Genomic DNA, 5661 nt, shown 5'->3' with positions numbered 1-5661 from the left:
GCCAAGGGCTCGGGCTTTGCCGTGGGCGCCACCTACTCGCTGTCCAAGCGCACCAGCCTGTACGCCGGCTGGCGCGACACCAGCCGCAAGAACGCCGTGGGCACGAAAACCGCCGACGAGCGCCTGTACGCCGCTGGCATCCGCCACGACTTCTGAACCCTGCGTTTTCGTCACGTTTGGATACATGCAAGGGGGCTTCGGCCCCCTTGTGCGTTGTGTTGTGTCAAAAAAAAGACACTTTGGGGCCGTGGACGCGGGTTTTCCGGGTTATCCCTAGAGATTCTGGCCCGTCGCCGTTAGGATTTGCTGCGTGGGTTCGCTTCAGGGCCCTCGCCCGGGTATCCCGGGTTCAACTTTTCAAGGAAGGTTTCTCATGAAAAAGTCTCTGATCGCTCTGGCCGTTCTGGCCGCTTCCGGCGCCGCCATGGCCCAGTCCAGCGTGTCCATCTACGGTATTGCTGACGTGTGGGTTGGCAAGACCACCACCAAGGACACCCTGAATGGTGCAAACACCAAAGAATCCCAGACTTTGCTGGAAAGCGGCGGTTGGGACACCAGCCGTATCGGCTTCCGTGGCACGGAAGACCTGGGCGGCGGTCTGAAGGCCAACTTCCAGATCGAAACTTCCATTGCTCTGGACGCACCCGGCGCCACCAGCCTGGGTGACCGTACAGCCTACATCGGCCTGGCCGGTGGCTTCGGTGAAGTGCAACTGGGCAAGAACTGGACCGCCTACGACGACGTGTGGGGCATTGCTAACAACAACTTCGACAGCGCGTTCACCGCTCGTCCGATGGCTTTCGGTTACACCGACAACCCGAACAACACCATCAAGTACATCAGCCCTTCTTTCGGTGGTTTCACCGGCGCAGTGTCCTACTCGCTGGGTGAAGACAAAACCGCTACTGTGGGTGCGGCCAGTGTCTTCGCTCTGAACGTGACTTATGTTAATGGTCCTCTGACTGTGGCATTTGCTCACCAGAAAGAAGAAGCTGGCTCCACTAACGCTATTGGCTTTGAAAACGCCGGTTTCTTCGATACCACCGTCGAGCCTGCCGTGTTTAACGCTGTTGCCGACACCAAACTGACCAACAATCAGATTGCCGGTTCTTACGATCTGGGCGTCGCCAAGTTGCAAGCTGTGTACAACCAGTCCAAGCTGACTGTGCCGGGCAACAATTCTGTTAAGTCCAATGAATACGCTTTTGGCGTGGAAGCCCCCGTGGCTGCCAACCTGAGCGTGGCCGCCGGTTACGGCCAAGCCAAAGTCAAAGTTGCTGGTGCCGAAGTGGGCAAGTCCAAGGCTTATGGTTTCGCTGTGAACTACACCCTGTCTAAGCGTACCAACGTTTACGCTGGTTACAGCCAAGAGAAATTTACCCAACCCGGTACTCCCGGTTCCATCAAGGACAGCGGCTACGCTGTGGGCGTGAAGCACTCCTTCTAATCCCCGCGCTGGCCAAGCCAGCTAGAGGTTTAGAAACCAAACCCACCGGGGCAACCCGGTGGGTTTTTTATTGACCGCGTCACTTCAACGCAAAACCCGCCACCTGTTTGTAGCGGTCCGAAATCGCCCGCAGCTCGTCCTGGCCAATCAGCTCGTCGATGTGGCCAAAAGGCTGGCCGCCGCTCAGTTCGTCGGCCTTCATGATGATGGCGTCGGGCGGCTGGCTGCGGTTGGTTTCCACCACGCGGGCGGTGGCGGGCAAGCGGGCGGCCTCGTAGCGTTGCAAGGCCTCCACCGGGTCGGCGGTGCGGGCCAGCAGGTCGGCCAGGGTGCGCGCGTCCAGCAGCGCCTGGGCCGAACCGTTGGAGCCCCGGGGGTACATGGGGTGCGCGGCGTCGCCCATCAGCGTCAGCCGGCCGTGGCTCCAGCGGGGCAGGGCGTCTTTGTCCACCATGGGGTACTCGAACACCTGCGTCGCGTGGCGTATCAACGCCGGCACGTCCAGCCAGTCGTAGCGCCAATCGGCAAAGGTGGGCAAAAAGTCGTCCAGCCGGCCGGGCTGGTTCCAGTCGTTCATGGCGGCGTCGGGCCGGCGGATTTCGGCCACCCAGTTGATGAGCTGGTTGCCCTGGCCGTCCACGTTGTCCACGATGGGGTAGATGACCATTTTGCCGGTGTCGATGGAGCCGATGCGGAGGTAGCTTTTGCCGGTGAGGATGGGTTTGTGCACCGTGACGCCGCGCCAGGTGTTGATGCCGGCGAAGCAGACCGCGTCTTGCGGGAACAGCTGGCGCCGAATGGCGGAGTTGACGCCGTCGCAGGCCACCACCACGTCGGCCCGCACCGGGGCGGGGGTGTGGCCGGTGGCGTCGGGGGCGAAGTGCAGGGTCACGCCGGTGGCGTCTTGCTCGAAGCGCACACAACGGTGCCCGGTGTGCAGGGCCTGGGCGCCCAGCCGGGCGGCGGCGGCGCGGTACAGCACCTGGTGCAGCTTGCCGCGGTGGATGCCCAGCTCCGGCACGTCGTAACCGGCGTGGCGGCCGCGCGGTTCGCGGTAAATGAACTGGCCCCAGCGGTTGTAGAACACGCTTTCGAGGTTTTCGATGGCCACCGCTTCCAGTTCGGCTTGCAGGCCCAGGTCGCGCAGCTCGCGCATGGCGTGCGGCAGCAGGGTGATGCCGACGCCGATTTCCTTGACCTCGGGCACGGCTTCGTACACCTGGCAGGCCAGGCCGCGCTGGTGCAGGCCCAACGCCAGGGCCAGGCCGGCTATGCCGCCGCCCACAATGGCAATGTTCAAGGGGGCTGCATGGCTCATCATTCGGCCTTGATGTTTTGCGCCTGGATGAGGCGGGCCCAGCGTTCGGCGTCGCGCTGCACCAGTTGGGCAAATTCCTGTGGGGTGCTGTGGCTGGGGTCCATGCCCTGGGGCTCGAAGGCGCGGCGCACGTCGTCGCTGGCCAGGATGGTTTTGAGTTCGGTGTTGAGGGTGTTGACCACCGCCTCGGGCGTGCCTTTGGGGGCGAACACGCCATACCACATGTCCACGTTCACGTTGCCGGCCTTGGCTTCGGCCAGGGTGGGCAGGTCGGGCAGCAGGGGGTGGCGTTGGTCGCTGCCCAGGCCCAGGGCCACCAGCCGTCCGGCCTTGATTTGCCCCAGCGCCACGTGGATGGGCAGGAACATGGCGTCCACCTGGCCGCCCACCAGGTCGGCCAGGGCCGGGCCGGTGCCCCGGTAGGGAATGTGGGTGAGGAACACGCCCGCCGTGTTCTTGAACAGCTCCATGGACAGGTGGTGCGGCGTGCCCACACCGGGCGAGGAATAGTTCAGCCGCCCGGGGTGTTTGTGCGCGTGGGCCACCAGGTCGGCGGCGGTTTTGAACCCGGTTTTGGGGTGGGTGACCAACACCAGCTGGCCCCAACTGGTGCGGGCCACGGGCACCAGGTCGCGCAGGGGGTCGAACGGCAGGCTGGGGTAGAGGCTGCGGTTCATGACCAGGGTGCTCACGCTCACCAGCAGGGTGGCGCCGTCGGGCGCGGCGCGCACCACGGTTTCGGTGCCGATGTTGCCCGACGCGCCGGGCTTGTTGTCCACCATGACGGGGCGGCCCAGCCGTTCGGCCAGCTTGGGGCCGACGGTGCGGGCGATCAGGTCGATGCCGGTGCCGGGCGTGAACGGCACCACCAGGCGGATCGGCGCGGCCGCCGCAGCCTGTGCCCAGGCGGGCACGCTGGCGGCCAGGCCGCCCAGCAGGGCGCTGCCCAGCACGGCGCGGCGGCGCAGGCCGTGGGGGGTGGTGGTGGGTGGGGTCATGGGGCGGTCTCCTTTGTTAGCATGCAAACAATTTTCGCCTTGTGTGGGTGTGTGACGCATCCATAGAATCCCTAGGGATGAACGCTGCCGCCCCTCCTCTGGAAACCCTGGCCCAGCTGTACGCCCGGCCGGGTTTCCTGCTGCGCCGCGCGCACCAGATTTCGGCCGCCGTGTTCGAGGACGCCTGCGCCCCGCTGGGCCTGACCCAGGCGCAGTACGGCGCCATGACGGTGCTGGCCGCCGCCCCCGGACTGGACCAGACCCGCCTGGCCCGGGCGCTGGCCTTTGACAAGGTGACGGCCCTGCGCGTGCTGCGCGGGCTGCAGGCGCGCGGGCTGGTGGAGCGTGCCCCGGTGCCCGGCAACGCGCGCCAGCTGGCGGTGCAACTGACGGTGGCTGGGCACGACACCTTGGCCCAGGCCCAGCAGGCCGCCCAGGCCGCTTACCAGCGGCTGTTGCAGCCCTTGGCGCCCCCGCAGCAACAGCAGCTGGTGCAGTTGCTGGCGCAGCTGACCGATGGCCTGGCCCACGCCGCGCGCGCCCCGTTCGTGCCCCTGACCGGCCACCCCGGTTGAGCATGCCCCCCGAACGCCACGACACCCACATTTCCACCGTGCTGCTGGCCGGTGACTGGGCCTACAAGCTGAAAAAGCCGGTGGTGTGGCCGTTTCTGGACTTTTCCACCGCGGCGGCGCGCCGGCATTTTTGCCTGGAAGAACTGCGCCTGAACCGCCGCACCGCACCCGAGCTGTACCTGGACGTGCGGCCCCTGAGCCACCCAGTAGAGGTGTTTCTGCGCGACCCCGCCGCCGCCTTGGCCGCCAGTGACAAGGCCACCGCCACCGACTGGGTGCTGCGCATGCGGCGCTTCCCGCCCGGTGCCTTGTGGGCCGAGCGCGCCGCCGCAGGCTTGTTGACCCCGGCCGACGCCGAAGCGCTGGCCGCCCACCTGGCCGACTTCCACACCGGCCTGCCGCCGGTGCCGGCGCCCGCGCCGGGCCAGGGCCCAGTGCACGGCCTGGCGCACTGGCTGCAGGCCAGCCTGCAAGCCATTGCACAGCACCCGCAGCGCCCGGCCTGGCTGGACGCCCCCCGTTGGCACACGGTGAGCGACCGCGTGCTGGCCCTGCTGCAAGCCCTGCGGCCTTGGCTGGCGGCCCGCCAGGCCCAGGGCCATGTGCGCGAAGGCCACGGCGACCTGCACCTGGGCAACATCGTGCAGTGGCTGGGCCGCCCGCTGGCGTTTGACGCCATCGAGTTCAGCGCCGAACTGCGCACCGTGGACACCATGAACGACGCCGCCTTTGCCGCCATGGACCTGCTGGCACACGGGTTGCCGGTGCTGGCCTGGCGCTTCTGGGGCGCCTACGCCGAACGCATGGGCGACCACGCCGGGCTGGCCGGGTGGCGCCTGTGGGTGGCCTACCGCGCGCTGGTGCGCGCGCAGGTGGCCCTGTTGAGTGGCGCCGTGCCCGGTGTGCTGGAGCGCTACTGGCGCTGCGCCGAAGCGGTGCTGGCCCCACCCGCGCCGCCGCGCCTGGTGCTGACGCAGGGGCCCAGCGGCTCGGGCAAGTCCACCGTGGCGGCGCTGGTGTGCGACGCTTTGGCCGCCCGGGGCCAGGCGGCGGTGCGCTTGCGCTCCGACGTGGAGCGCAAGCGCCTGCACGGCTTGGACCCCACCGAGCGCGGCGGCCCGGCGCTGTACACCCCGCCAGCCACGCAGCGCACCTACGCCCACCTGCAGGCGCTGGCGCGCCCCTTGTTGGACGCCGGCGTGTCGGTGGTGGTGGACGCCGCCTTCCTGCACCATGCCGAACGCCAGGCCATGCGTGCCATGGCCGGGCAGGCCAGCGCACCCTGTCACCTGCTGCAGTGCCGGGCCGACCCCGCCCGCATGG

5 protein-coding genes are annotated in these 5661 nt (G+C 67.5%); 3 read left to right on the top strand and 2 right to left on the bottom strand.

The window, feature by feature from the left end; genetic code table 11:
- The first annotated feature begins 373 nt into the window (after positions 1-373).
- Positions 374-1447 carry a porin gene (locus tag HA630_RS16045; protein ID WP_166835946.1) on the top strand — a complete coding sequence of 358 codons (1074 nt, stop codon included), beginning with the start codon at positions 374-376 and terminating at the stop codon, positions 1445-1447.
- Positions 1448-1526: 79 nt separating this feature from the next.
- On the opposite strand, the gene HA630_RS16040 is transcribed toward HA630_RS16045, so the two are convergent.
- Positions 1527-2747: a flavin-dependent oxidoreductase gene (locus tag HA630_RS16040; RefSeq protein WP_166835944.1), complete on the bottom strand. Its 1221-nt coding sequence runs from the start codon at positions 2745-2747 to the stop codon at positions 1527-1529.
- A gap of 17 nt (positions 2748-2764) precedes the next feature.
- Positions 2765-3763: a tripartite tricarboxylate transporter substrate binding protein gene (locus tag HA630_RS16035; RefSeq protein ID WP_166835890.1), complete on the bottom strand. Its 999-nt coding sequence runs from the start codon at positions 3761-3763 to the stop codon at positions 2765-2767.
- Between the two features lie 77 nt (positions 3764-3840).
- On the opposite strand from HA630_RS16035, the gene HA630_RS25675 reads away from it, so the two are divergent.
- Both HA630_RS25675 and HA630_RS16025 read left to right on the top strand, forming a co-directional pair.
- Positions 3841-4338 carry a MarR family winged helix-turn-helix transcriptional regulator gene (locus HA630_RS25675; protein ID WP_166835892.1) on the top strand — a complete coding sequence of 166 codons (498 nt, stop codon included), beginning with the start codon at positions 3841-3843 and terminating at the stop codon, positions 4336-4338.
- Positions 4339-4340: 2 nt separating this feature from the next.
- Positions 4341-5661: bifunctional aminoglycoside phosphotransferase/ATP-binding protein (locus tag HA630_RS16025; protein WP_208300117.1), on the top strand; the 1321-nt coding region annotated here is incomplete at its 3' end.

The organism is Aquabacterium sp. A08 (assembly GCF_011742065.1).
The sequence above is the reverse complement of the archived record's forward strand: the minus strand, read 5'-3'. Positions and strand labels throughout refer to the sequence as shown.

Bases quoted from the DNA above. Each gene is read 5' to 3' on its own strand.
- HA630_RS25675 (WP_166835892.1), top strand. From the start codon at position 3,841: ATGAACGCTGCCGCCCCTCCTCTGGAAACCCTGGCCCAGCTGTACGCC.
- HA630_RS16045 (WP_166835946.1), top strand. From the start codon at position 374: ATGAAAAAGTCTCTGATCGCTCTGGCCGTTCTGGCCGCTTCCGGCGCC.
- HA630_RS16035 (WP_166835890.1), bottom strand. From the start codon at position 3,763: ATGACCCCACCCACCACCACCCCCCACGGCCTGCGCCGCCGCGCCGTG.